The 24264-nt window shown below is 60.7% G+C and carries 27 protein-coding genes and 1 pseudogene; all 28 read left to right on the top strand.

Features of this window, described 5'->3' with window-relative positions; translation table 11 throughout:
* Nucleotides 1-3: 3 nt before the first annotated feature.
* Nucleotides 4-570, top strand: coding sequence for a serine/threonine-protein phosphatase (locus IPP35_00950; protein MBL0057708.1), 567 nt, complete (start codon nucleotides 4-6; stop codon nucleotides 568-570).
* A 21-nt stretch (nucleotides 571-591) separates the two neighbouring features.
* Entirely contained in the window at nucleotides 592-1299 is a 708-nt protein-coding gene (locus IPP35_00955) for an FHA domain-containing protein (GenBank protein MBL0057709.1), read from the top strand.
* A gap of 129 nt (nucleotides 1300-1428) precedes the next feature.
* The gene (locus IPP35_00960) at nucleotides 1429-1731 is read left to right on the top strand and encodes a hypothetical protein (protein ID MBL0057710.1); all 303 of its coding nucleotides are present in this window, start codon (nucleotides 1429-1431) and stop codon (nucleotides 1729-1731) included.
* A complete protein-coding gene (locus tag IPP35_00965) occupies nucleotides 1668-1892 on the top strand; it encodes a hypothetical protein (protein MBL0057711.1) in 225 nt (74 codons plus the stop codon). The genes IPP35_00960 and IPP35_00965 overlap by 64 nt, the downstream gene beginning before the upstream one ends.
* A gap of 18 nt (nucleotides 1893-1910) precedes the next feature.
* On the top strand, nucleotides 1911-3086 hold the full coding sequence (nusA, locus tag IPP35_00970) for a transcription termination/antitermination protein NusA (GenBank protein ID MBL0057712.1): 1176 nt from the start codon (nucleotides 1911-1913) through the stop codon (nucleotides 3084-3086).
* Nucleotides 2986-3315, top strand: a complete 330-nt coding sequence (locus tag IPP35_00975; protein MBL0057713.1) for a hypothetical protein — start codon at nucleotides 2986-2988, stop codon at nucleotides 3313-3315. The genes nusA and IPP35_00975 overlap by 101 nt, the downstream gene beginning before the upstream one ends.
* Nucleotides 3316-3319: 4 nt before the next feature.
* On the top strand, nucleotides 3320-5500 hold the full coding sequence (infB, locus tag IPP35_00980) for a translation initiation factor IF-2 (protein MBL0057714.1): 2181 nt from the start codon (nucleotides 3320-3322) through the stop codon (nucleotides 5498-5500).
* Nucleotides 5500-5871, top strand: a complete 372-nt coding sequence (locus IPP35_00985) for a ribosome-binding factor A (protein ID MBL0057715.1) — start codon at nucleotides 5500-5502, stop codon at nucleotides 5869-5871. The genes infB and IPP35_00985 overlap by 1 nt, the downstream gene beginning before the upstream one ends.
* The gene (locus IPP35_00990; protein MBL0057716.1) at nucleotides 5871-6872 is read left to right on the top strand and encodes a bifunctional oligoribonuclease/PAP phosphatase NrnA; all 1002 of its coding nucleotides are present in this window, start codon (nucleotides 5871-5873) and stop codon (nucleotides 6870-6872) included. The genes IPP35_00985 and IPP35_00990 overlap by 1 nt, the downstream gene beginning before the upstream one ends.
* 7 nt (nucleotides 6873-6879) lie before the next feature.
* The gene (truB, locus tag IPP35_00995; protein MBL0057717.1) at nucleotides 6880-7722 is read left to right on the top strand and encodes a tRNA pseudouridine(55) synthase TruB; all 843 of its coding nucleotides are present in this window, start codon (nucleotides 6880-6882) and stop codon (nucleotides 7720-7722) included.
* Nucleotides 7704-8624, top strand: a complete 921-nt coding sequence (gene ribF / locus IPP35_01000) for a riboflavin biosynthesis protein RibF (GenBank protein MBL0057718.1) — start codon at nucleotides 7704-7706, stop codon at nucleotides 8622-8624. Before truB ends, ribF begins: the two co-directional genes overlap by 19 nt.
* A 52-nt stretch (nucleotides 8625-8676) precedes the next feature.
* Nucleotides 8677-9290, top strand: a pseudogene (locus tag IPP35_01005) (DUF2238 domain-containing protein).
* Between the two features lie 5 nt (nucleotides 9291-9295).
* On the top strand, nucleotides 9296-10099 hold the full coding sequence (locus IPP35_01010) for a hypothetical protein (protein MBL0057719.1): 804 nt from the start codon (nucleotides 9296-9298) through the stop codon (nucleotides 10097-10099).
* A 78-nt stretch (nucleotides 10100-10177) separates the two neighbouring features.
* Complete coding sequence (rpsO, locus tag IPP35_01015; protein ID MBL0057720.1) at nucleotides 10178-10444, top strand: 30S ribosomal protein S15; 267 nt, start codon at nucleotides 10178-10180, stop codon at nucleotides 10442-10444.
* A gap of 186 nt (nucleotides 10445-10630) precedes the next feature.
* The gene (gene pnp, locus IPP35_01020) at nucleotides 10631-12811 is read left to right on the top strand and encodes a polyribonucleotide nucleotidyltransferase (GenBank protein MBL0057721.1); all 2181 of its coding nucleotides are present in this window, start codon (nucleotides 10631-10633) and stop codon (nucleotides 12809-12811) included.
* Between the two features lie 138 nt (nucleotides 12812-12949).
* Nucleotides 12950-13375 (top strand): acetyl-CoA carboxylase biotin carboxyl carrier protein, encoded by a 426-nt coding sequence (locus IPP35_01025; protein MBL0057722.1) that lies wholly within the window; start codon nucleotides 12950-12952, stop codon nucleotides 13373-13375.
* 9 nt (nucleotides 13376-13384) lie between these two features.
* The gene (locus IPP35_01030; protein ID MBL0057723.1) at nucleotides 13385-13585 is read left to right on the top strand and encodes a winged helix-turn-helix domain-containing protein; all 201 of its coding nucleotides are present in this window, start codon (nucleotides 13385-13387) and stop codon (nucleotides 13583-13585) included.
* Nucleotides 13582-14385 carry an undecaprenyl-diphosphate phosphatase gene (locus tag IPP35_01035; GenBank protein ID MBL0057724.1) on the top strand — a complete coding sequence of 268 codons (804 nt, stop codon included), beginning with the start codon at nucleotides 13582-13584 and terminating at the stop codon, nucleotides 14383-14385. Before IPP35_01030 ends, IPP35_01035 begins: the two co-directional genes overlap by 4 nt.
* 15 nt (nucleotides 14386-14400) lie before the next feature.
* Nucleotides 14401-16638 carry a DNA translocase FtsK gene (locus tag IPP35_01040; GenBank protein ID MBL0057725.1) on the top strand — a complete coding sequence of 746 codons (2238 nt, stop codon included), beginning with the start codon at nucleotides 14401-14403 and terminating at the stop codon, nucleotides 16636-16638.
* Nucleotides 16639-16661: 23 nt separating this feature from the next.
* Nucleotides 16662-17309 carry an outer membrane lipoprotein chaperone LolA gene (lolA, locus tag IPP35_01045; protein MBL0057726.1) on the top strand — a complete coding sequence of 216 codons (648 nt, stop codon included), beginning with the start codon at nucleotides 16662-16664 and terminating at the stop codon, nucleotides 17307-17309.
* Between the two features lie 137 nt (nucleotides 17310-17446).
* Nucleotides 17447-18190 carry a DUF4115 domain-containing protein gene (locus IPP35_01050; GenBank protein MBL0057727.1) on the top strand — a complete coding sequence of 248 codons (744 nt, stop codon included), beginning with the start codon at nucleotides 17447-17449 and terminating at the stop codon, nucleotides 18188-18190.
* A 4-nt stretch (nucleotides 18191-18194) separates the two neighbouring features.
* A complete protein-coding gene (locus IPP35_01055) occupies nucleotides 18195-19490 on the top strand; it encodes a MiaB/RimO family radical SAM methylthiotransferase (GenBank protein ID MBL0057728.1) in 1296 nt (431 codons plus the stop codon).
* Between the two features lie 46 nt (nucleotides 19491-19536).
* The gene (gene pgsA / locus IPP35_01060; protein MBL0057729.1) at nucleotides 19537-20157 is read left to right on the top strand and encodes a CDP-diacylglycerol--glycerol-3-phosphate 3-phosphatidyltransferase; all 621 of its coding nucleotides are present in this window, start codon (nucleotides 19537-19539) and stop codon (nucleotides 20155-20157) included.
* Entirely contained in the window at nucleotides 20154-20645 is a 492-nt protein-coding gene (locus IPP35_01065; GenBank protein ID MBL0057730.1) for a phosphatidylglycerophosphatase A, read from the top strand. The genes pgsA and IPP35_01065 overlap by 4 nt, the downstream gene beginning before the upstream one ends.
* A gap of 88 nt (nucleotides 20646-20733) precedes the next feature.
* Nucleotides 20734-21813 carry a recombinase RecA gene (recA, locus tag IPP35_01070; protein MBL0057731.1) on the top strand — a complete coding sequence of 360 codons (1080 nt, stop codon included), beginning with the start codon at nucleotides 20734-20736 and terminating at the stop codon, nucleotides 21811-21813.
* A 2-nt stretch (nucleotides 21814-21815) separates the two neighbouring features.
* A complete protein-coding gene (gene xerD / locus IPP35_01075) occupies nucleotides 21816-22715 on the top strand; it encodes a site-specific tyrosine recombinase XerD (protein MBL0057732.1) in 900 nt (299 codons plus the stop codon).
* A gap of 35 nt (nucleotides 22716-22750) precedes the next feature.
* On the top strand, nucleotides 22751-22918 hold the full coding sequence (locus IPP35_01080) for a Trm112 family protein (GenBank protein ID MBL0057733.1): 168 nt from the start codon (nucleotides 22751-22753) through the stop codon (nucleotides 22916-22918).
* 155 nt (nucleotides 22919-23073) lie between these two features.
* On the top strand, nucleotides 23074-24264 hold the full coding sequence (locus IPP35_01085; protein MBL0057734.1) for a beta-lactamase family protein: 1191 nt from the start codon (nucleotides 23074-23076) through the stop codon (nucleotides 24262-24264).

A 24264-nucleotide genomic window follows, 5' to 3' on the forward strand; every position in this document is an offset into this window, starting at 1 on the left:
TTGTTGGCGGCGGCGGTCACCATCGCCAATGAGGTCATTTTTCGGGCCGCCGCGGAACGGCCGGAACGCCATGGGATGGGGACCACCCTCGTGGCCGCGCTCATGGACGGTTCCCGCCTTTCGGTCGTCCATGTGGGGGACAGCCGGTTTTATTTGTTTCGGGGGGGGCGGATCGTTTCGGTCACGCGGGATCATTCCTTTGTCGCCGAGCAGGTCGCGCGGGGCCTTTTGACTCCCGCCGAGGCCGAGACCTCCGAGGCGGGAAACATCCTCACCCGCGCCTTGGGGGTGGCCGCCTCCGTGGAAGTGGACGCCATGGAACCTTCGCTCCGGAACGGGGACGTGGCGCTTTTGTGCTCGGATGGGCTTTCGAAAATGGTGGAGGACGCGGCCATTGTCGCCTCTCTCCGGGATTCAAAGGAGCCGTTTCAAATGTGCCATAATCTCGTTCAGCTGGCCCTGGAACGGGGCGGGCGGGACAATGTGACCGTGGCGGCCGGGAGAGTCCGCCGGGAAAGGCTGTGGGAACGAGCGACCCGACTCTGGCGCCGCTCGGTTTCCGGCCGATGAGACAAGCCAGCGGAGAACCCCATGATTAAAATCCTATTAAAATTCAACGGTGCCCTGGTCAAGGAGCAGTCGGTCTTGACGGAGGAGGTCACGATCGGTCGAAAACCGGAAAACGATCTCGTTATCGACAATCCGGCGGTGTCGGGTCGGCATTGCCGGATCTTTAAGGATCCGGAGGGCTATTACATTGAGGATTTGAACAGCACCAACGGCACCTTTTTACGGGGGCACAAGGTCTCCCGATCCCCGCTCCACCATCAAGACGAGGTGGCCATCGCCAAACACACGGTCATTTTTTTCAACGATGAGGAAGCCGTGTCCCCGGCTTCGGCGGAACCGCCGGCGCCGGTGTCGTCGGACTCCACGGTGATTATCGCGGCGCCGCCCCCGGCGGTGGTCGGACCGAAGGCCGCGGAACGCGTGGCGTTTCTTAGGGTTCTGCCGGGTGATTCGCTGAAACCCATCCCCCTCACCCAGCTGACCACTTACATCGGCCGATCGGCCCAGGCTCATGTGAAATTGAAGGGATTGTTCGCCCCTGATTTGGCGGCCTGCATGGCCAAAAAAGCGGACGGCCATCATTTGACGGCCCTCAAGGATAAATATGTCAAGCTGAATGGGGATTCCTTGATGGATAACACCCCGGTCCCCTTGAAAGAGGGCGACTTAATAGATGTCGGGAGCCTGAAACTACTGTATTTCCTTCAAGAGGTCGGCGCCCCCACCTAAATCATCCCTGCCGCGCTGGCCCGCTTCCCTTCCGGGGAGGGAATGTTGCGGTCGGACCCCGGATGTGATACCATTAAACGAAGTGGCCGATGTCGAGGCCACTTTTTTATTTTGTTGGGAGAAACGGCCATGGGTGTTGCGGAAGAGCTGGAGGTCCATGTTCGGCCGGTGGTGGAAGCGGCCGGGTTGGAACTGGTGGACGTCCAATTTAGAACGGAAGCCAGCGGTTGGGTTTTGCGATTTTTTTTGGACAAAGAAGGCGGTTTTGGACTGGCCGATTGCGAGGAATGGAGTGAACGGTTGGGGGGACTCGTTGACGAAAGCGGGTTGATTCCCCAGGCTTATTCGCTCGAAGTTTCTTCACCGGGCTGGCTCGACCGCTCAAAAAACGCGAAGACTTTGAGCGGTTCAAAGGGATCGAGGCGATTGTGAAAACATTCGCGCCCTTGAACCATCAAAGGAACTTTCATGGACGCATCGACGCGGTGGAAGGAGAAGAGTTGGTGATGTGGGATCGAACGAACGGGCGGGTCCGGATCCCCTTCACCGCGATGTGCTCGGCTCGTTTGGATCCGCCGATTTCGATGCAATAATTTGAAGGAGTCAACCACGTGAGCAAGAGCGAACTGATTTCCGCGTTGGAACAAATTGAGAAAGACCAAGGCATCCCCAAGGAGGAAATTCTCCATATGGTGGAACAGGCCCTGGTTTCCGCCTATCGAAAACACGCCGGGCAGTTGGTCAACGTCGTGGCGACCATCGACGGCGTTTCGGGGCAAATCCAAGCCTACGTGGTAAAGGCCATCGTGGAGACCGTCGCGAACCCCGTGGTGGAAATCACCGCCGCGGATGCCGCCCGGGTGCGGAACGGATCGGTGGAAGGGGCGGAGCTTCGGATCCCGGTGGACGCCCAGGAATTCGCGCGGATCGCCGCGCAGACGGCGAAACAGGTGTTGGTGCAGAAGGTGCGGGAAAACCAGCGGGAAGTCCTGTTCACCGAGTACAAGCCGAAAGAAGGAACGATGATCAACGGCACGGTGCTCCGCTTTCTGAGCCGCAATATTGTCGTGGATTTGGGGCGGGGTTCCGAGGCGATCATGCCGATGCGGGAACAAGTTCGGCGGGAACACTGGGCGGTGGCGGACCGAATCCGCGCGCTGATCCTTAAAGTGGAACGGAGCCAACGGGGACCGGAGATCATCCTGTCCCGCTCTCACCCGGATTTCGTGAAGCGACTCTTTGAACAGGAAGTGCCGGAAATTTACGAGAAGATCGTGGAAGTGGTGAACGTCGTGCGCGAACCGGGCTTCCGCTCCAAAGTGGTCGTGCGGAGCAACAACCCCAAGGTGGATCCCGTGGGCGCGTGCGTCGGCGTGAAGGGGTCCCGGGTCCGTCCCATCATTAACGAGTTGCAGGGGGAGAGGATCGACTTGGTGGCCTATTCTCCGGACACGACGACTTTCATCGGCAACTCCATGTCCCCGGTCAAACCCCTCTCGGTGCGGGTTCTAAGCCACGAAGACAAACGCGCCGAGGTTTTGGTGTCGGACGACCAACTCTCCCTGGCGATCGGGAAGTCCGGCCAAAATGTTCGGTTGGCCAACAAGTTGACTGGTTGGAGTTTGGACGTGCGCTCCGAAGGCCAAAAAAGGGAAGCGGCCCAGGCCAGCGCCCAGGCCACCGTGGATGAACTTTCAATTGGAAGGCGTCGGTCCGAAAACGGCCGAGATTTTACAGAAGGGGGGGTGGGGCGATGTGGCTCGTTTGTCCACCGCGAACCCCGATGATTTGACGGCGCTTTCTGGAATCGGTGAAAAAACAGCCGAAAAGATCATTGAAGCCGCCCAATCCTTCCTGGCGAAGAAAGCCGCGGGAGACCCCGCAGTGTCGGAGGCGGCGACCGATCCCATCGCCGAGAAAAGCGAGGAGACCTCGGCTACGATCGAGCTCGTTGCGTCCGCCGGGCCGCTGGAAGACAGCGGCGCTCCACCAACCGTTCCTGAACCTCACGAGTGACCCCATGACTGAACCCAAGAAAAAACCGTCCAAATCTCCCGCCAAATCTCCCGCCAAGAAACCCGCCGCCGCAAAGCCGGTCAAGGAGGGTGTGGAGGAGAAAAAGGCGAAGGGGTCCGCCGCTCCGAAAGCAAAAAAGGCTCCGAAGAAGGAAGGGGGCGAAACGCTGAAGCCCCGGGCCAAAAAGAAGGCCGAAAAAACCGAGGGTCCCTCGGACTCCGTCGGGGTGGGGTCGGATTTGGCCGTTTCGGCGAGGCCGGCTCCGGCGGTTCCCGCCGTGGATTTACCCGCGACGGTTAAACCCATTTCCGCTCCCCGGGGGGGCGCCGCCTCGTCGCCCCCCGTCAATTCTCCTGCGGGGGCGGTGGAACTGGGTCGGCCCCTTCCGCCTCCGCCCGCGGTCAAACCTCCTCCGCCCCCCGTGCCCGCCGTCCCGCGGGGAAAAATCAGCATCACTGAAACGACGACGGTGAAAGAGTTGGCGGAAAAGATGCGCGTCACCATTCCCGACGTTTTGAAGAAACTGCTGGGGCTGGGCGTCATCGCCAATCTGAACCAACGGTTGGACGTGGACACCGCGACGCTGGCGGCGGACGCTTTCCATTTCGATGTGGAACTGAAATCCCTTTACGCGGACGAAGCGATCTCCCCGGCCGAGGAAACCGGACCCCAGGTGACCCGCCCCCCGGTGGTGACCGTCATGGGCCACGTGGATCACGGAAAGACCTCTCTTTTGGACGCCATCCGGTCCGCCCGCGTGGCGGAAAAAGAAGCGGGCGGGATTACCCAGCACATCGGGGCGTATCAAGTAAAAACCGAAAAAGGGGTCGTGACCTTTTTGGACACGCCCGGTCACGAAGCGTTCACCGCCATGCGCGGGCGCGGCGCCCAGGCCACGGACATCGTCGTGCTCGTGGTGGCCGCCGACGACGGCGTGATGCCGCAAACTGTCGAGGCTCTGGACCACGCCAAGGCGGCGGGGGTGCCCATCGTGGTCGCGATCAACAAATGCGACCTTCCCACGGCCAACGTTCAACGGATCAAGCAAGAGTTGGGCGCCTTGGGTCTGCTCGCCGAGGATTGGGGGGGAAAGACCGTCATGGTGGAGGTCTCCGCCCGCCAAAAAACCAACATCGACAAACTTTTGGAAATGATTGTGATCGAAGCGGAACTCTTGGAGCTGAAGGCCAACCCGGACCGCCCCGCCCAAGGCGTTGTGGTGGAGGCCCGGTTGGATTCCCGGCGAGGCCCCGTAGCGACGGTGCTCATTCAAAAAGGGACGTTGCGGGTGGGGGATTCCTTCGTTTGCGGGCTGAACGCCGGTAAAATTCGGGCGTTGGTGGACGATCACGGCGAGCGGGTGAAAGAGGCCGCCCCGGCATTTCCCGTGGAGATTTTGGGTCTCTCGGGCACGCCGATGGCCGGGGACAAGCTGGTGGTGGTGGCCACGGAGCGGGAAGCCCGGGAAATCGCCGAGCGGCGACAGGTCATTGCCGACACCCAGGCGCGTCGGGTGAGGCACCACTTGACGCTCGAAGAATTTCACGATCAAGCCGAGGCCGGGAAGGTGAAGTCCCTGCCCATCGTCTTGAAGGCCGACGTTCAGGGCTCCCTGGAAGCTGTGAAGGATTCTCTTTTGAAACTCGGCAACCCTTCGATTTCGGTACGGGTCATCCACGCCGGGGTGGGGGGAATCAATAATTCCGACGTGGTGTTGGCCGCCGCCTCGGACGCGATCATTTTGGGTTTCAACGTTCGACCCGATCCTTCGTCGGAATCCATGGCCCATCGGGAAGGCGTGGAAATTAAAACCTATCGCATCATCTACGAGATGGTAAACGACGTGAAGGCGGCGCTGGAAGGCCTTTTAGATCCGGAAGAAAAGGAAGTGACCCAGGGCTGGGCCGAGGTGCGGAAGGTGTTCGTCGCTCCCAAGGTCGGTTTGGTGGCCGGGTGCATGGTGACGGACGGCAAGGCTTCCCGCACCGCCAAAGCGCGTTTGATCCGAAACGGGGCCATCGTTTTTGAAGGGGCCATCGGGAGCCTCCGTCGGTTCAAGGACGACGTGCGGGACGTGGAAAAAGGGTTTGAGTGCGGTCTCTCCCTGGCCAACTACAAAGAGCTGAAAACCGGCGACCGGGTGGAGTTCTACGTCATTGAAAAAACGGCCCGCAAGCTCGCCTAATGATTTCCCGGCGTATCCAACGCGTTAATGAACTTTTGCTCCAGTCCATCGCGGGGTATGTTCTGGAGAACCAACCGCCTGAAACGGGCCTTCTGACGTTCACGGCGGTGGAGGCTACCGACGACCTCATGGAAGCGAAGGTTTTTTACTCGGTGATGGGCACGCCTGAAGAACGGGCCCGCGCCGCCGAATCTTTGGATCGCATGCGGTGGGAACTGACCCGCTCCATGCGCCGCTTGGAAAGCCTGAAACGCATTCCCCATTTCCATTTTGTGTTTGACGACACCCCCTCCCGGGCCGCCCGGGTGCACGACTTGATCGAAGAAATCCATCTGAACCCGGATGGTTCGCCCCGCCCTCCGTCGGTTTAATGGTCCCTCTTCCCTCCCTTTCCGCGGAAACTCGGCGCGCCGTTAAACGGATCGTTGAGGTTCTGCGAAAGAACACGACCTTTTTTCTCACCGGCCACGAGCGCCCGGACGGGGACACCGTGGGCTCCGAGCTGGCGCTGGCCAGTTTTCTGAAGAAAATCGGAAAGCGCGTGGTGGTCGCCAACCGGGAAGCCGTGCCGGATTATTGTTTGTTTCTTCCGGGCGCCCGTTCCATTCGCGCCGCGGAGCGCATTTCCGGCCGTTTCGACGTCGCGGTGGTGTTTGAGTGTTCCGGACCGGACCGGATGGGTCGGATCATCGACCTGGATCGGCAAGCGGGGATCGTGCTCAATATCGACCACCATGTCCACCACGGGCTTTTTGGGCACATTAACTTAATCGACCCGGGCGCCTCTTCCAATTCCGAACAGCTCTGCCAGGTCTTCGCCCAGGCGGGGCACGCGCTTTCCAAGGCGGAGGCCACCGCTCTCTACGTTGGTCTCGTGACCGACACCGGCCGGTTTCAACAAGAGAACACGCGGGCCCAAAGCCATTGGATCGCCGGACATCTTTTGGACGCGGGGGTCGACGTGGCGGACGTTTACCGGCACGTGTATGGGACGCGTTCGGTCCCGGCCCTTCGATTGATGTCCCGGGCCTTGGGCGGACTGCGCCAAGCCGCGGACGGTCGGGTGACCCTCCTTCGATTGACGCGGAAGGATTTCACCGAAACCGGCGCCCAGGAAGATGATACTGAAGATATCGTGAACCAGGGTCTCCTGCCCTCCACGTCGCTGGTGTCCATTTTTCTTCGCGAACTGGAAAACGGCCGCGGGGTCAAGGCCAGCCTGCGCGGGAAAGGACGCGTGGACCTCTGCCGCTTGGCCGTTTCCTTCGGCGGCGGCGGGCATAAAAACGCGTCGGGGGTTACCCTGCCCGGGACCTTGGACGAAGTGGAAAAACGCCTTTTCCGGGCGCTTCTCCCGGAACTCCCCAAATAAAAAATCGATGATCCCTGGACCCGTTCTCCGCCGCCGGGTGATTTCCGGCCTGTTTCTCCTGGATAAACCGAAAGGTCCCACCTCCCACGACGCGGTTCTTTGGGCCCGGCGGGTCCTCAACACGGCTGACGTGGGGCACTGCGGTTCGTTGGATCCCATGGCCACTGGACTTCTTCTGCTGGTGGTGGGAGAAGCCCGTTCCCGACAAAATGAATTTATGGCCGAACGGAAAACCTACAACGGCGTCATCCGGTTCGGCACGGGCACCACCACCGACGATTTGGATGGAGCGCCGCTTCCCAAGATCTACGCGCGAAAGCCCGCGGACGTATCCCGGGCCGAATTGGAAGGCGCCTTGGGCGCTTTTCGGGGACCTATCCGACAGGAAGTGCCCACCTATTCGGCGGTGAAATGGAAAGGGAAACCTCTCTACCATTGGGCCCGCAAAGGGGTCCCGGTCGAGCGTCCGACGAAGGAGGTCGTGGTCCACGGGTTGGAACTCTTGGACTACACGCCGCCGGATTTCCGCTTTCATGTGGACTGCTCCAAAGGATTTTATGTTCGATCGCTCGCCCGGGATCTAGGAGAGACGCTGGGCGGGGGGAACCCTGGCCGCCCTTTCCCGCGAGTCCATCGGGACGGCAGCGGAGCGACGCCTATCCCTGGCAGGACCGAGCCGAAATCGATCCTGAACTGTTTGAACGCTCCTTTATCCCCATTGAAAAACTGGGGGAACCCGCGTGAAAAAACCTCAGCGTTCCTGGACCCTTCCTCCCCGTCCGTCCCTCGCCTGTCAGGGACGGACGGGTCGGGTGTCTCTCTGAATCCACCATGGGGGATTCACTCCTAGCTCGCCCGGTCATTTTGACCCTGGGCACCTTTGATGGGGTCCACCGGGGCCATCAGCGTCTATTGAAATTGGCTCGCCAGCGCGCCCGGGCCGTGCACGGCGACGTTCTGGCGGTGGCTTTTGAGCGGCCTCCGCGGCACCATTTTGTTCCCCTGCAGTCGCCGTTCCTTCTCACGACTCCCGAAGAAAAAACGGACCTGCTTCTTCGTTTTGGGGCCGACCGGGTGGAATCGCTTCCTTTCGGGGCCCGCCTCGCCTCTCTGTCGGCGGGGGAATTTCTTCAATCATTTCTTTTAAAGAAATGGCATGCCCAAGAACTCGTCGTGGGTTTTAATTTTCGGTTTGGGAAGGATCGCCAGGGGGATGTGAGATTTTTAGCGCGGGAAGGCCGCCGGTGGGGGCTCCGCCTCCGTTCCGTGGGCGCGGTCCGGGACCGGAGCGGCGTCGTTTCTTCCGGTCGAATTCGAACGCTGATTCTGGAGGGAAAACTTTCCGATTCCAAAGCATTGCTGGGTCATGGCCTGCCGCTGTGGGGCCGGGTGGTCCGAGGCCGCGGCGTGGGGCGGGGGATCGGGTTCGCCACCGCGAACTTGTCCGTAGGTGGGGAAAAAATCGTTCCCTCGGGCGTTTTCGCCGTGAAGGCGATTTTGCCCACCGGCGTGGAGCGGCGGGGTCTCCTGAACGTGGGATTCCGTCCGACGTTCCGCGGGAAAACTCGCCGGCGATCCGTCGAAGTCCACCTGTTGGATTTTTCCGGCGACCTGACCGGCCGAGTCCTCCAGGTGGAGATCGTCCGAAAACTCCGGGACGAAAAGAAATTTTCTTCCACCCAGGTCCTGGTCCGCCAAATTCGGAGAGATGAATCCGCGGTTCGCGCTTTGCCTTCCGCCGCGTGGAAGTAACGACCGCCTTTTTTCCCTGGAAAAATTTCGTTCTTGGCGTATACTGTCAGGGATGAAACCCGCTTCGCCACTCACCGGTTTCCCGCTCGTCTTTCTCTTAGCGGCTTCCCTTGTTTTTGTCTGGTCCGGCATTGGACCCAGGGACCCCTGGACCTGGGTTTTGGAAGTTCTCCCGGTGGTCGTTGGGGGAATCCTGCTGGCGGCCACCTATCGGCGATTTCCGTTCACCCGGCTGGCGTATTCCCTGATCGCTTTCCATATGATGATTCTCTGCGTGGGCGGGCATTACACCTACGCGGAGGTGCCGCTCTTCAACTGGATTCGGGACGCTTTTGGCCTAGCGAGAAATCATTACGATCGTTTGGGCCATTTCGCCCAAGGGTTCGTGCCCGCCATCCTCGCGCGGGAGATTTTGATCCGGAAGGACGTGGTGCGTCGCGGGGGTGGCTCTTTTTCCTGGTCCTCTGCGTCTGCTTGGCGATCAGCGCCGTCTACGAATTCTTCGAATGGGGAACGGCGCTGGCGGCGGGGGCGAAATCCGACGCCTTTCTGGGCACCCAGGGAGATCCCTGGGATACCCAAAACGACATGTGGATGGCCTTGCTGGGCGCGTTGACCGCCCAGCTCACGCTGTCGCGCCGGCACGATCGGGAATTGTCCCGATGATGGGTTTGAGGAAATTTCGGAAGAGCGGCGGATTCCTTCTTCTCTTTTTTCCCGCGATTTTGTTCTCTTTTGGAGGGAAGGAAGATATCGGGGTTTTTTCAAAAGAACGGGTGGTCGGCTCGACCCATTTCCGACTGCACCACGAAGATCCCTTCGCGCCGGTGGGGGTGCTGAATACTTTGGAGGGTCTGCACGCCAAACTGCTCTTGGACTTGGGCGACTTTTCTCCCTGGGCCCACCAGGAAGCCATTGACGTTTTTCTATACAAAGACGCGGCGAGCTATGCCGGGCACACGGGGATGCCTTCCTGGGCCGTGGCTCACATCAACGTTCAAATGAAAACGGTCTACGGCCATCCGTCCGCAGATCTGCAGCGGGTCCTGGCCCATGAGTTGGGGCACCTTTTTTTCACCGAATTCTTCCTGGTCAAATCCACCGCGCCGCCGCTCTGGCTGAACGAGGGGGTGGCCACCCTCATGGAATGGCAATACGGGCTGGAGGCGGACCAAAAGGCCATGGAACGCCGCCTTTTGTCCGCGGGCCCCATCCCTTTCGGGGAATTCCTATCCTCCCATTATGCCCAGGCCGGGGAGGGAGACGGGGAACGGGTGGGCCTGTGGTACAATCAAGCGCAAAGCGTGACGCGATTTTTGATGCGCGGCTTTTCGCGCGCCCAGTTTTTGCGTTTTTGCGTGGAACTCCGTCTCGGTCGTCCGCTGGATGAGTCCCTCCGCGCCGCTTACGGTTTGGCCGTTCCCGACTCCGCCGCATTGGAGCGTCTCTGGCGGGATTCTCTTTCCTCCCATTGATTTAGAATTAACCAAGCCAGGTTAAAATCCCATTAAAAAAACTTTACAGACGCTTTCGACTCTGCTATCATGGCGCCCATGTTAACCAAAGAACGGACCCACGAGATTGTTGGGAAGTTCGGCGCCGGACCCCGGGACACCGGGAACACGGCCGTGCAGATCGCGCTCCTCACGGAACGGATCAACGGCCTTACAGGCCACTTTCAGAATGCCCGCAAAGACCATGGGTCTCGGCGGGGCCTTTTGTTGATGGTGGGACAGCGTCGCCGTTTGTTGGCGCACCTTCGCCAGGAACAGCCGAAACGATACGTGGATCTTTTGAAGGAATTGAAGCTTCGAAAATAGCGCGGCGTCCGTCGGAGGACCCGCTTCGTGGTTCTTGCACGCGTAGGGATGTAAAGGCTTGGTCCAACCGTTCGGCCCCCAGGGCGCAGAAGCGGTGATGGAGACTAAGCGTTTAAATCCCTTCTCCGCATCCCCGAACGTCCTCCGTGGTGTCTGCGCATTTTCTATTTTATAGGAGATTTCCCCATGTCCAACGCAGAAACGCTTGAAATCCAGATTGGCGACAAAAAAATAATTTTTGAAGTGGGCGAGATGGCTCGGCAAGCCGCCGGGTCGTGCTTGGTCCGCATGGGGGAGACGGTCGTTTTGGTGGCCGCCGCCAACGGGACCAAGCCTCGGTTGGACCGGGACTTCTTTCCCTTGACCGTGGATTATCGGGAACGGACCTACGCCGCCGGCCGCATTCCGGGGGGATTCTTTAAACGGGAAGGCAAGGCCCGGGATGGCGAAATTTTGACCTGCCGCATCATCGACCGCTCCATCCGCCCCCTCTTTCCCGAGCATCTCCGCTTGGAAGTCCAGATCAGCGCGCTCGCTGTTTCCCACGACGGGTTGCACGGCACGGACATCATTGCGCTCCTGGGCGCGTCGCTCTCCCTCGGTTTGTCGTCCCTTCCCTGGAACGGGCCCATCGGCGCGATCCGCATCGGTCGGGTGGATGAACGGTTCGTGTTGAACCCCACCCTGGACGAGCAGGACCGGAGCACCATGGACCTCGTGGTCGCCGGGAAAAAAGGGTCCATCCTGATGGTGGAGTCCGGAAGCTTTGAATTGTCCGAAGAGATGCTGGTGGAGGCCCTGGTCATCGCCCAAGCAGAGATCGACCGGCTTTGCGATCTCCAAATGGATTTGATCCGGAGAATTGGAAAGCCCAAGATGAACGTGCCCGCGCCCGTGATTGACGGGGAACTTTCTCGCAAGGTCAACGACTTGGCCCGGGGACGGTTCAAAGAAGCCGTGCGGACGGCGGATAAAGCCTCTCGCGAAACGCTGATCGCGGGCATCCACACGGACGTCAACGAGAAGCTCGCGACGGAGTATCCCGACGCGGGGGCCACCATCGGCGGCTTGTTGGACGGCATTGAATACGATGAGGCCCGCCATCTGATTTTGCACGAAAACCGGCGTTCCGACGGGCGGGGTTTCGAAGATATTCGGACCATCACGATCCGGACCAGCGTTTTGCCTCGGACGCACGGCTCGACGCTCTTCACCCGGGGCCAAACCCAGTCCTTGTCGACCGCGACCTTGGGGTCTCCGGCCGACCAACAGATCATGGACGTGCTGGAAGGGGAATACAAAGAACGCTTTATGTTGCATTACAACTTCCCCGGTTTCTCCACGGGTGAGCCGAAACCCGAACGCGGTCCCGGCCGCCGGGAGATCGGACACGGCGCTTTGGCGCGACGGGCGCTTCTGCCCCTCTTGCCGGACCCGGAAAAATTCCCCTATACCCTCCGCGTGGTTTCGGACATTCTGGAATCCAACGGGTCGTCCTCCATGGCGACCGTCTGCGGCGGGTCGCTGGCGCTCTTCGACGCGGGCGTGCCCATGAAACGCGCCTGCGCCGGAATTGCCATGGGACTGGTGAAGGAAGGCGACCATAGCGCCGTGCTGACCGACATCTTGGGCATGGAAGATCATTTGGGCGATATGGACTTTAAAGTCGCCGGAACCACGGAGGGCGTGACCGCTCTTCAGATGGACATTAAAATTGAAGGCATCTCCATTGACCTCATGAAACGCGCCCTGGAACAGGCCAAACGAGGCCGTCTCTTCATCTTGGGGAAAATGGCGGAGGCGCTGGCGGAGCCGAGGCCGGAGCTTTCCGCCCACGCCCCGCGGATGGAAGTGGTTCAGATCCCCGTGGCCAAGATCGGCGCTTTGATCGGCCCGGGCGGGAAAAACATCCGCCGCATCATTGAAGAGTCGGGCGCTCAAGTGGATGTGGAGGACGACGGCAAGGTTTACATTACGGCCTTGGACCGCGCGTCTTTGGAAACCGCCAAACACCAGGTGGAATCCTACAGCGCCGAAGTCGAATTGGGGAAAATTTATAAGGGGACCGTCGTTCGGATCATGCCGAAACTCGGCGCCTTCGTGGAAGTGATCCCCGGGAAAGACGGGTTGGTCCACATCTCCCAGTTGGACGTGAAACGGGTGGAGAAAGTGGAGGACGCGGTGAAGGTCGGCGATGAGATCGAAGTGAAAGTCATCGAAATCGACGCCATGGGCCGCGTGAACCTCTCCCGAAAGGCTGTCCTTCAGCCCGGGTCCGATGGAATCTCCCCTTCCTTCCCAACGGGGCCCTGGCCGGGGTTCGGAAGGCCGCGATCGCGATCGTCGGAATGGTCCCCCTCGCCCTGAACGCCGCGGGCCCAGCGACCGTCCCGGCGGTCGAGGGTACCAATAGAGAAGCCCTTTCCACCTCGAGGACCTTTGCGTATCATGGCCGAACGTGAAGAAAATACAGAGGGCACCCCCCCGAAGCCGGAGGGCTCAGAGTTGGAACGTTATTACGCTCTTATGCGGGAGCGGGACCTTTCGGAGTTGGAAATCCGAGAAGGGAACTTTTACCTAAAGCTTTCCCGCGCCTCGGCCCCGGTGCATGCGGCCGTTTCATTTCCTACGGCGCCTGTTTCGGTGCCCGCGGCTCCGGCGGTCGCGAAAACCCCGCACCACGCGGTCTCCTCGCCTTTGGCCGGTATGTTTTACCGCTCTCCCGCTCCCACTTCGCCTTCCTTTGTCAAAGAAGGAGACCGGGTGGCTTTTGGCGACGTCCTCGGCATCATCGAGGCCATGAAGGTCATGAACGAAATTCGATCGGATTGCCCGGGGTCATTCACAAGATTGTGGCGGAAAACGGAAAACCGGTTTCCGCCGGGCAAGAGCTGTTCCATCTCGATCCTCTCCCCTAACGCATCCCCGTGAGCCACCCTCTTGTGGGATGAGATCGGCCAAACGGCCGGACAAGTGTGGACGTTTTTGGAGGCGCGGGGGGAGTCCTCTTCCCTCCATATCCGCTCCTCCTTGAAAATTTCCCAAACCCTCCTCTGCCTCTCCTTGGGCTGGTTAGCCCGCGAAGGGAAAATCGATATCATTTACCGCGACCGCTCTTATTGGGTCCTCCCGCGGCGATGAGCGAACTCGGCCGCGCGATCCTGCTGGGGGTCGTTCAAGGGCTCACCGAATTTCTTCCCGTTTCCTCCGATGGCCATTTGGCTCTCTGCCAATGGGCGTTCGGGTCGGCAGACGCTTCCCTCGCCATGGACGTGGTTCTGCACGCGGGGACCTTGTTGGCGATGATCCTTTTTTTTCGCCGCGACCTCTCGGCCCTGGCGCGGGGGCTCCCCGCTCGGACAGAAGAGGGGCGGTTAGAGAGACGCCGGTTCCTGCTCGTCATGGCGGCCACGTTGGTCACCGGCGTTGTCGGGTTGAGCTTGAAGAGCCGCGTGGAGAAATTATCCGCTTCCCCCTCGGCCGCCGGGATCGGGTTTTTGCTGACCGCCGCGGTCTTGCTCTGGGGGGAACACCGCGCACGCCGGCGATCCGGCCCGGGAACCCGGGTGGTGGCGGCACCGGTTTGGCAGGCGCTTGTCATTGGATTGGTTCAGGGGGCCGCGGTCTGGCCCGGTTTGTCCCGAAGCGCCTCCACCATCGCCGTGGCGTTGGCTTTCGGATGGGCGTGGGAGGAGGCGGGGCGGTTCAGTTTCCTGGCCGCCATGCCCGCGATTGCGGGGGCGACCCTTCTGATGGCTCGTGAGATGCGGGCACTTCCGTTGGTCCCTTCCTTGGTGGGGTTTGGGGTGAGCTTCGTGACGGGGATGGCGGCGTTGGGACTGCTCATGGGATTTTTGCGAGCCCGGCGGCTCTGGCCCTTCGCCCTTTACACCTTGCTCCTGGGTCTATTCGCTCTCCTCAAAGCCTTTCAGAGTGTGTAGAATGGGGATTCCTTTATGAAACTCTTGGCCCGCTATCGCTCTTCCGCTCGAAACCGCCGAAAGGTCGCTTCCCGATCTCCCGCGGTGGGACTCGCCTTGATGGCTGCGTCGGCCATTGCGCTTTACTGCGTTTTGTTTCCGTCGGGGCTTTGGGGGCGGCCGGTCAAGGGCGCCCTGGCGACCGCTTTCGGATTGGGACGATTTTTCCTGCCGTGCCTGACGGGCTATGTGGGATGCCGCCTGGCGCTCTCCAAACCCTGGCCCCAGGGGTTTCTTCGCACGGTTTTGTGGTCTTCGGCCTTTTTTTTCGGAGTCAGTTTCGCGAGCCTGTTCAGCCAACTGGCGTATGGGGTGAACGCGGGGGGCGTCTTGGGTCTCGCGGGGGGAGCCTTTCTTTCCAGGCTTTTTGGAACCGGCGGCGCCTGGGTGGTGACGATTTCCGCTTTGGGTCTTTTGTCCGCTGCGCTCGCGCGCGTTTCGCCGGTGGCGCTGGCGGAATCCCTGGTCCGGCGATTGCGGTTGGATTGGGACGAATGGAAGCGGGTTCGAGGGGAGAAGGCGCCTTCCCGGGACCTGGTGGTGAAAGCCCGTCCCGTGGTCGCGGGACCTCCCCCGGCTCCCAAATCCATCCCCACCGTGGCTGTTCCGCCGGCCCCGAAAGTGGCTCGCGGTCCCGCGGAGCCGTCCTCCAAAGTGCCGTCTCGTTCGCCCGTGGATCCGGCGCCGGCGATGGTCTCTCGAACGGAGGGCGCGGCGGCCGAATCGGTGCCCGTGCCTTATCAACTGCCTCCTTTGGATTTATTGGACGATCCCACGGGTCACACTGTCCGTCCTTCCGAATCGGATCTGGTGGAGAAATCCCGTGTGCTGGAACGGACCCTGGCCAGTTTCGGCGTCGAAGCCCGGACGACGGACATCCATCCCGGGCCCGTGATTACGCGCTTCGATCTGGAGCCCGCGCCCGGTGTCAAGATCAGTTCGATTGTGAACCTTTCCAACGACATCGCCTTGGCGATGAAGGCCACGCGGGTGCGGGTCTTGGCGCCGATTCCGGGCCAGGGGGGCGTGGGCGTCGAGATCCCGAATCCCGAAATGGTGACGGTCACGTTGAAGGAAATCCTTTCCGACTCTCGGTTTCAGGCCAGCCGGTCCCCCTTGGCGGTGGTGCTCGGAAAAACGAGTTCCGGCGAACCCTACATGACCGATTTGGCCCCGATGCCTCATCTCCTGGTGGCCGGGGCGACGGGGACGGGGAAGTCGGTGTGCGTGCACGCCTTGATCGTGTCGATCCTCATGCGGGCGACCCCGGACCGCGTCAAATTCGTTTTGATTGATCCGAAACGTTTGGAACTGCCGATGTACGAAGGCATGCCCCACCTCTACGACCCGCGCTCGGGGCCCGAATCCGCTCAGGTCATCACGCAGCCGAAGGAGGCGGCCAAGGCCCTGCTCCGGCTGGTCAAAGTGATGGAATACCGTTACGAAATATTCGCCAAGGCGAACGTTCGGAACATCGAAGGCTACAACGAAAAACGCGCCGCCAAGGGCCTCCCCCCGGAGTATTACATCGTGGTCGTCATTGACGAGCTGGCCGATCTCATGCTGATTTCCGCCCGTGAGGTCGAGGATTGCATTCAACGCTTGGCGCAAATGGCCCGAGCCGTGGGCATTCACCTGGTGTTGGCCACCCAACGTCCTTCCGTCGATGTGATCACCGGAGTGATTAAGGCGAACCTGCCCGCGCGGATCGCACTCCGGGTGGCCTCGCAAACCGACAGCCGGGTCATCCTGGACACGCCCGGCGCGGAATCTTTGGTGGGCCGGGGAGACATGCTCTTCCTTCCCGCGGGCGCGCCCCAACCCATCCGGTTGCAGGGGGCCTACGTTTCAGAAAAAGAGGTGGAGGCCGTGGTCGGGTTTGTGAAAAAGCAGTGCGGTCCCCGTTACGTGGATATTTTCGCGGAAATCGCCGCCTCCCAGGCCGCTTCGGAAGACGTCGAAACCCGGCAGGAGATCGACGAAGCGCTCCGCTTGATTATGGAACGCCACCGGGTGTCGCAGGATCTTTTGAAGGCCCATTTCGGCTCTTCGGCGCGGGCCACGAACGTTTTGTCTCTCCTGGAGGTGCGGGGATTCATTCACAAACCGGAGGGGACCAACAAGTGGGAAATCAATTTTGATAAAATAGAAGATCTCTTTCGGGGCGCGGCGGCCCAGGCCGATCCCCAGGGGTCGGACGCGGAGTCGCGGTGAACTTCGATCTTTGGGGGGGGAAGATGAGGCCCGTGTCCTTGGGACTGGCGGCTCTGAGCCTGTGTGGGTCGGCTCGCGCAGTTTCTCTGGACGCCGTGCTGTCCCGCCTGGAGCGGGCCGAGAAAGAAATCCATTCTCTTCGATTCGATTTTGCGCAGACCACCACTCTCGCCCTCGGCGGGCGGGCGGTGGTCAGTCGGGGAACCGCTTCTTTTGAGCGGCCCAACCGATTCCGTTTGGAAATGTCCTCGCCGGAGGCCCAGACCATTGTTTCGGACGGGAAAGTTCTGTGGGTCTATCTCCCGGCTCGAGCGCAGGTTCTGCGGGATTCCATGGATAACTGGACGCGTTCCGCGGGTTTTCCAAAGGGGCTCACGCCCTTCCGAATGGATGTATCGGAAATGAAGAAAAAATATCGATTTGTCCTGGAGGAGGACGGTCCTAAGCCCGTGCTCTCCCTGACGCCGATCGAAGGTGAATCGCTGGAATATACCCTTCGCCTTTGGGTCAATATGGAGACCGGGTTGGCGGAAAAGACCGAACTCTCTTCTGAAAATGTCACCGCCATGGTGACGGTGGAAAATGTGCGGGTAAACCCCGCTCGGAATCCGGGCGCTTTTCGTTTCGTCCCTCCGCCGGACGCCAACGTCATGGAACTGCCGCTCAACTAGTTTTTAAATGAAAAAGGATAGACCCTCATGACCGACCATGGATCCGGATCGATCGGGCAAGCCCTCCGAAACCGGAGGCTTCAGAAAAGCCTGACGCTGGAAAATGTGATGACCGCCATCCGCGTGCAACCGCGTTTTTGAAAGCGTTGGAGGATGAACGGTGGGATGAGCTTCCGGCTCGGGTGTTCCTGGAAGGTTTTCTCGTCAAATACGCTGAATTCCTCGGGCTCGACTCTAAAGAGGTCCTTGGGGAGTTGCTTGAACGGCTGGGGAAAGTCGATCAGCCGGCGTTCAACAACCCGCAACCGATTCCTGAGACCGTGGAGAACGATTCCCTGGTCCCGCTTCGGTTGGGTTTATTCTTGGCGGCGGTTCTGATCTTGGCGGCCGGGGGATTTTTCTTTCTCCGTCGGCAGAATCTTCCCGGTCCATCGCCGGAACTCCCCTTAAACCAAGTGAGCGAACCCGAGCCGGTCTTGCCGTCGACCTCCACCGCCGTCATCCCGGCGGCGGGCGACGTTCATCGCGCCTCGGCTAAACCGCACACGGTGGTGCTTCGGGCGAAGGACCCGGTTTGGCTCCGCGTCCGCTTGGACGGCGCGGTGCGTTACGAGGGGACCTTGGCGAGGGGGGAAACTCGCACCTGGCCCTTTGAATCCCTCCTCCGTGTTCGGGTGGGGAACCTCTCCCGCCTTTCTGTTTCGGTGAACGGGGTGGCCATGGTCGAACCTGTCACCCTGGGACCCGGCGACGTGGCCTGGCCCCCTCGCGCGGGCGTGGCCCCGACCTTTGTCGGATACTCTCCGACGGAACCCGGTGTCCCTCTCTCCCCGATTTCCCCGGTACGCTTGTCCACGACGTCCGCGTCGTCGCCGCAATAAGACCATGTCTCGGGGCCGCGTGGCCTTCGTGGTCCTGGGGTGCGCCAAGAATCAAGTCGAGGCGGAAAGCGTATCCTCCCGTCTGGCCCGTGGGGGATGGGACCTGACGGCCGACATTCCCAATGCCGATCTGGTCGTCGTTCATTCCTGCGGGTTCTTGGAGGCCGCCCGAGCGGAGGCCCAAGAGACCCTGGCTTCTGTTCGACGGTCAGCGCCCAAAGCTTTTGTGGTGCTGACGGGCTGTTTCGCTCAGTTTCTAAACGGAAAAAAGATCCCTGGCGTCGATGCCATCCTCGGCACCGGCCAGTTGGACCTTCTCCCCGACCTTCTCCGCGCCCGATCTCTCCCCGCGGTCGGGAAGATCTTATTGTCTCCCTCCGGCTACCACGATTCGAAAATGCCTCGGCCTTTGCGGGAGGGGCAAATGTCCGCCTATCTTCGGGTGTCCGAGGGATGCGACCATCGTTGCACGTTTTGCATTATCCCCCAACTGCGAGGTCCGTTGAAAAGCCGCCTGGTGGAGGAGATCGAGGCCGAGGCCAGGAACCTGGTGGATCGGGGCGTCCGTGAATTGGTGCTGATTTCCCAGGACACCACGGCCTACGGCTCGGACCGGGAGGGCGGAGGCCTGGTGCCCTTGTTGAGGCGGTTGGCCTCGTGGTCCCAGGTCCGGTGGCTCCGATTGCTGTACGCTTATCCATCGGAAGTGGGGGAGGATTTGATCACTCTCCTGGCGGAAGAGCGGGCCCTCTGCGGTTATCTCGATATGCCCCTGCAACATTTGTCCGACCGAATTTTAAAAGCCATGGGGCGCGATTGGGCGCGCCGAAAAACCATGGGATTGCTGGACCGTTTGCAACGGCGCGTGCCGGGTTTGGCCCTTCGGACGACTTTTATCGTGGGTTTTCCGGGAGAGACGGAGGAGGATTTCAGGCAGGTCCTGGCCGCGGTGCGGGAGGGCTATTTCGAGCACGTCGGGGTGTTTCCCTATTCTTTTGAATCGCGATCCCCCTCCGCTCGTCTACCCGGTTTGGTTCCGCCGGAGGTGGTTCAAAGCGTTGGCAACGTCTTCTGGACGCCCACCGGGCCGTCAAATCCGAGAAAGACCGCGCTCGGGTGGGCCGCCGGATCGAGGTTTTGGTCGAACGAAGCGAAACGGGGGCGTGGTCGGCCCGGGCCGCCCATCAGGCGCCGGAAGTGGACGGCGGGGTCCGGTTGGCGCGGCCTCCGTCGGCTCCGGGTTTCTACGATGCGCGGATCACCGGCGCTCGGGGCATCGACCTCCGGGGAGAACTCGTGAAGGTCCCGGTCCTGTCCCGTTCCCGCCGCGCCGAGAAGGTTCCCGCATGAACCTCCCCAATCGGCTTTCCATGGCCCGCTTATTCTCGGTCCCCGTGTTCATGGCCTTCACGTATGTGGAGAACGTTTATGCCCGGGTGGGGGCGCTGTTGATTTTTGTCGCGGCGGGGATCACGGATCTGGTGGACGGGTACATCGCTCGGAAACGGAACCTGGTGACCTCCCTCGGCATTTTTCTCGACCCCCTGGCGGACAAACTGATCATCACGGCGGCGTTTATCTTGTTTGTGGAAATCCGGGATCTCCATATCCCGGCCTGGATGGTGGTGGCCATTGTCGGGAGGGAATTCCTGATCACGGGTCTCCGCGGAGTGGCCGCCACCCAGGGAACTTTGGTGTCCGCGGATGAAGGGGGGAAATTTAAGACCTCCGTGCAAAACACCGCGATCATCACCATTTTGGTTTCCCTCATCATTACCGCGGCGCTGGATACCTATTGGGGGATCACCATCGATGGGCTCATCTTGCGGGGGGGGTGGCGAGGCGACGTGGCGCTGGTGGTCGACTGGGTCCCCTACTGGATGGTGTTCGCGGCCACGGCTTTTTCCATCGTGACGGGCGTAAGCTATTTGTGGCGTCATCGAGCGCTTTTGCGGGAGCGGCCGTGAACGTCAAATCCATGGGACGGGAGGCGGGGCGCTGGGCCGTGTTGGCCCTGGCGACGGTGGGTTTCATCGGCTGGGCTCCATATCACGTGATCCCTTTTCGGAAATGGAAAGGCGGCGGTTTGTTGGGCACTTTGGCGGGCTGGGGCCTCCTTTGGGTGTTGCCGACGGGCCCGCTCTTTGGTCTCCTGACCCTCGGGGTCATCGCGTTGGCCATCGGGGTGAGCGATTTGGCGGAACGGGAACTGACTCACGATGATCCGCGGATCGTGATCGACGAGGTGGCGGGCGTCTGGGTGGCGGCGCTGGGCCTCACGCGGGAACCGGTTCCTCTGTTGACGCTGTTTGTGGCGTTTCGGTTTTTTGACGTTTTGAAGGGGCCTTGGGGGCGCGCGGCCGCCCGCCTTCCCGGGGGGTGGGGCATCGTGGCCGATGACCTGGTGGCGGGCCTCCTGGCGAACCTGGTGACGCGCCTTCTCCTGCCCCGTTGATTGACCTTCCGACGACGATTTAATAGTCTAGACGTTCACGCCGGCCGCCCGTTTCCTTTTTTCGATCGACCTGCCTTGGAGGCAACTTATGAGCAATAAAGAAGAAAAGTATAAAGCGCTTTCGTTGGCCCTGGCCACCATTGAAAAACAACACGGAAAAGAAGCCATCATGAAGCTCGGCGAAAAATCCGGGCGGGTGAAGGTGGACGTGATTCCCACCGGGGCTCTTCCGTTGGACATCGCCCTGGGCGTGGGCGGGTTTCCCCGAGGGCGCGTGGTCGAGGTCTACGGGCCCGAATCCTCCGGGAAAACGACGCTCTGTCTTCAGGTGGTGGCCCAGGCCCAGAAGTTGGGGGGAACGGCCGCCTACATCGACGCTGAACACGCCATGGACCCGGATTACGCCCGGAAACTGGGGGTCGATATCGACAACCTCCTCATTTCTCAGCCGGACTCCGGCGAACAGGCCCTGGAGATCACCGACCAGCTGGTGCGGAGCGGCGCCATCGATATCATCGTGATCGATTCGGTGGCCGCCCTGGTTCCGCGGGCGGAGATTGAAGGAGAAATGGGCGACTCCCACGTGGGGCTTCAAGCCCGGTTGATGAGCCAGGCCCTTCGTAAGCTGACGGCGAACATCGCTCGGTCCAAAACCTGCGTGGTGTTCATCAACCAGTTGCGGATGAAAATCGGCGTCATGTACGGAAACCCGGAAACCACCACGGGCGGCATGGCGCTCAAGTTTTACGCCACGGTTCGGATCGACATTCGCCGGGTGGAGTCCATCAAGCAGGGAGACAAGGTGGTCGGCAACCGGGTGCGCATTAAAGTCGTCAAGAATAAAGTGGCGGCGCCGTTCCAACAGGCGGAATGCGATATGATTTTCGGGGAAGGCATCGCCCGGGAGAACTGCTTGTTGGACCTGGGCGTCAGTAGCGGGGTTTTGGAGAAAGCCGGGACCTGGATCCTATTTAAGACCGACCGGCTGGGTCAGGGCCGGGAATTGGCCCGGACCTTTTTAAAAGAGAACGTGGCTGTGGCCGATGAGATTGAGAAAGAGATCCGGGCCAAGCTTTTGGCGGGTCCCGTCGATGAACCGGCGGAGGAGCCCAAGGCCGCGGTGAAAGAAAAGGAGCCGGCCAAGGCCGCACGGGCCGGCAAAGGCTAACGGTGTCGGCCGCTCCGGCCGCCGCCGAGGTGCCTTCGCTGTTGAAGGAATTCCTCGACCATTTGCGGGTGGAGCGGAAACTCGCAGGCAACACGGTGTCCGCCTACGGCGCCGATCTCCGCCCCTACCTGGAATTCCTGGATCGGCGCGGGGTGGGGGCGGCCGTGGTCACCCCGGGCGACTTGTCCGAATTCTTATGGGTTCGACGGTCGACGCCTCTGAAGGCTTCGAGCCTATACCGTTTATCTCAAAGCCTCCGGCAGTTTCACCGATTCCTGAAAATCGAGGGGCTCGCGGAATCGGATCCCACGGGACAACTTTCAAGCCCAAAAACTGGGGAACGCCTTCCGAAAGTTTTGTCGGTGGAGGAGGTGGGGCGTCTTCTGGCCTACTCTCCTAAGCCAACGATTCACACTCTTCGATTTAAAGCCATGCTCGAGCTCCTTTATGCCGCGGGTTTGCGGGTCAGCGAACTCGTGGGGTTGAACCGCGAGGGTATTGACCTGGACGTGGGGTTTGTTCGCGTTTTCGGGAAAGGCGGCAAAGAGCGCGTGGTGCCCATTAATCGGCGGGCCATCCACGCCGTGAGGAATTATCAAGAGGCGCGCACCGACAAGAGTCTGGGAGGGCCGCTTTTTGCCGGACGGGCGGGACGGCCTCTCACGCGGGTGGCGTTCTGGTATGAACTGAAGAAGTGGGCTCGGGCGGCGGGGGTCCTGAAGCCCATCAGCCCCCATGTCCTGCGGCATTCCTTCGCCACGCACCTTTTACGCGGGGGCGCCGACCTCCGCGTGGTTCAGGAAATGTTGGGTCACGCGGATATCTCCACCACTCAAATTTACACTCACCTCGACCGCGCCGCGGTCAAAAGCGCCCACCGAAAGTTTCACCCGAGGGGTTGACCGCGGGGCGGTCTCCGAACGAAAGGAGCTTGTTCGTGACGTTGTCTAAAGAATGTCGAGACGTGTTGGCCTGCCCAAAGTGCAAGGGCCCATTGGACTATCGTTCGGAGGAGCAACGATTCGTCTGTTTTTATTGCCGTCTTTCTTACCCCCTTCGTGAGGGCATCCCGGTGATGCTGGTGGATCAGGCGGTGGCTTTCTGAGCCTCAAAGGGTGGCGTCCAACGGTTCTTTGGCCCCTGTGCCTTTTGGGGGCGCTCCTCCCCCGGGGACTGGAGGCTCGCGCCTATCGGGAGACCGATGAAACACGGATCCAGCGATTCTCCCGGCAAATCTCCTGTTTTCAAAAGGCGGTGGGTTTGCCAGGCGTTTCGGTGGCGATTTTACGGGACGGGCGTCTTCTTTGGTCCAGCGGGTTCGGGTGGGCTGACCGGGAAGCGAGACGGCGGGCGGACGCGGAAAGCGTGTACCCGGTGGCCTCCTTGACGAAAACCTTCACGGCGGCCCTGTTGTTTGACTTGGCCCGCGAGGGGCTTTTAAATTTGGATGACAAGATGTCTCGTTACTCGAAAGAATTCCAGTCGGACCCCGCCCGGGTCCGCCATGTGTTAAGCCACACTTCCCGTGACGTGGACACTCTCCCCTTCTCCTACGAAAGCGGGCGATTCAAAACCCTGACCGCGGTGGCCGAAAAAGCGGGGGGAAAACCGTTTCAGGAATTGTTCTGGGAGCGGATCCTTGATCCGCTGGACATGCGTGATTCCGTTCCCGGGCCGGACGCGCCGGAATTTATCAACGAGGTCGCCGGGGTTCGCGACGCCGAGCGCGCATCCCGCTACCGCGAGGTCTTGGCCGAACGTTTGGCCCGTTCCTATCGGGTGGACCGAAAAGGCCGCGCTCACCCGTCCGCGGAGGATGATCTTCCGATCACTTTGAGCGCTTCATCGGGACTTCTCTCCACGGTCCGCGATCTGGCGTTGTTCGACGAAGCGTTGGATGAGGGGCGTCTTCTTCCGCCGGAGATGCGGGAAGTTCTCTGGATAACGCCGAATTCGATCGAAGGGCCCCGTCCCTACGGGCACGGGTGGTACGTGGGAGAAATACACGAGGTTCGGGCCCTTTGGCATCCGGGATATCTCCCCAACGCCGGGTCCAGCCTGCTTTTTAAGTTTCCCGACCAACAACTCACCTTGATCGTGTTGGCTAATTCGGATGGGCTCTGCGCGCCTTTCGCGGCCCGTCTGCTGGCGGGCGATGGATCGGCTTCTCCTCTCACGCTGGATTTCCTCCGGCTTTTTGTCGAGGAACCGCGCCTTTTGATGCGACTGCCGGACCCTAATTGGCGGAAAGGGGCCCGTCGTTTCAATCGAACGTTGGCGGGCTGGGCCCGACGGTTTCCACCCTATTCTTTCCTGGAGGAACGCGAGGCGCGCGCTGATATGGAACGTTGGCGGGAGTCCCGGCGAAGGTCTCCCTCCAGTCGGGAAACAAAACGAGGAAAAACTGTTCTAGTGAAAAAAAACATGGAAAACTATAATGATCCCCATTAA

The organism is Elusimicrobiota bacterium (assembly GCA_016721625.1).
Classification (GTDB): Bacteria; Elusimicrobiota; Elusimicrobia; order FEN-1173; family FEN-1173; genus JADKHR01.